Origin of the sequence: Mesorhizobium sp. M7A.F.Ca.CA.003.01.2.1, assembly GCF_003998945.1 — a bacterium.
In the GTDB taxonomy this organism is placed as follows: Bacteria; Pseudomonadota; Alphaproteobacteria; order Rhizobiales; family Rhizobiaceae; genus Mesorhizobium; species Mesorhizobium ciceri.
Window position 1 is genome coordinate 1 of sequence record NZ_RZRA01001712.1, and the last position, 406, is coordinate 406.

Sequence of the window (406 nt, forward strand, 5' to 3'; positions counted from 1 at the left end):
GGCGCCGACATCCCCATGTGCCTGGCGGCAAAACCCCTGGTCGCGCGCGGCATCGGTGACGAGCTGTCGAGCGTCCCGGATTTTCCGGCGCTCGGCCTGGTTCTGGTCAATCCGGGCACCGCCGTCTCCACTGCCGAGGTGTTCAAGGCGCTCGCCAGCCGGGACAATGACGTGCTGCCGCCGCTGCCCAGCAGAATCGACTTCCACAGCATCCGTAACTGGCTGGAAATCACGCGCAACGATCTGGAGCCTGCAGCCCGCGCGATCCAGCCGGCCATCGGCAAGGCATTGTCGGTGCTGAACAAGGCCGGGGCAGGATTTGCCCGCATGTCGGGCTCCGGCGCCACCTGCTTCGGACTGTTCGAGACCGGGAATGTCGCAAAGCGCGCCGCTCTCGACATACGCG

1 pseudogene is annotated in these 406 nt (G+C 66.5%); it reads left to right on the plus strand.

What is annotated here, in order from left to right:
• Positions 1-406 (plus strand): annotated as a pseudogene (locus EN969_RS35065) (4-(cytidine 5'-diphospho)-2-C-methyl-D-erythritol kinase); the annotation flags it as partial.